Source organism: Halobacillus sp. BBL2006 (genome assembly GCF_000786645.1).
In the GTDB taxonomy this organism is placed as follows: domain Bacteria; phylum Bacillota; class Bacilli; order Bacillales; family Halobacillaceae; genus Halobacillus.
Genome location: NZ_JRNX01000968.1, coordinates 1 through 878, shown reverse-complemented (window position 1 = coordinate 878; position 878 = coordinate 1). Strand labels below are relative to the sequence as shown.

Sequence of the window (878 nt, the reverse complement as noted above, 5' to 3'; positions counted from 1 at the left end):
AAAAGATAAATAAAAAACTTGAATCCACATGAGATCCAAGCTTTCGTATCTGGGGTCAAATGATACATCCCTCATACTATTCGGATTTTCTGAATAATGATAGAAGCTTTTCAAACAGACCGCCTTCAGCCTTTTGTTTGACCACCTCTTCTAAACGGTGATTGAAGTCATTTTGAGAACGCCATTCTTTTTTCTGTTCATCTCTCATATGTTGTAATTCTTCTTGTAACATCTCACTTCGTTCTCTTTCTTGTTCAAGCAGTTGTTCATAGTGCTGCTCTTGCTGCTTTGTCATCTTTTCAAGCTTGGCTTGAGTTTTTTGCGCAGAATTCCCAACCCCGGAACTGATCACATGGTGGTCTTGTTGAAGCCTCGAAACCGTTGTTTTAAGTTCTGCCATATCGTTTGATAATTGGGCGTTCATTTCACGTGAAGCAGCTAACTCTTTGGAGATGAACATTAAAAACTCTTTAAGCTGATTTGGATCTTGGAGCGTATCGCCATATGTATCGTTTACAGCTACTTCTTTACTGGGATTCTCCAATCTATCCTTCTGCAGTTGTACGAGTTCCTTAGCTATATCGTCCAAAGGCTTGTCCGTATCACGAATCGCGATGAGTGCTTCTACATCGGAGCGAACAAAAATGCGGCGATCGCGATCTTTAAAAAACTCATATCCATAGCGCTCTAGGATTTGCCCATATTTTCGGACGGTCGGTGTGGCAATACCTACTTCTTCGGCCACTTCCTTAGTAGTGTAAGCTCTCTCATTCGATTTAATATCGTGTCGCATATCGGACCCCCTTTTCCCTTAAATATGAAGGCTACGCGGGAATTTTGCAAGTGTATATCGCCGAGCGATACAAAAAAGAGTAAAA

General features: G+C 41.2%; 1 protein-coding gene. It reads right to left on the bottom strand.

Translation table 11 applies throughout. The features are described 5' to 3' along the window. Nucleotides 1–76: 76 nt before the first annotated feature. Nucleotides 77–793, bottom strand: coding sequence for a hypothetical protein (locus LD39_RS21460; RefSeq protein WP_035553911.1), 717 nt, complete (start codon nt 791–793; stop codon nt 77–79). Between the last annotated feature and the right edge of the window lie 85 nt (nt 794–878).

Excerpts from the sequence above, each read along its gene's own strand:
- LD39_RS21460 (WP_035553911.1), bottom strand. The coding sequence starts at position 793 with ATGCGACACGATATTAAATCGAATGAGAGAGCTTACACTACTAAGGAA.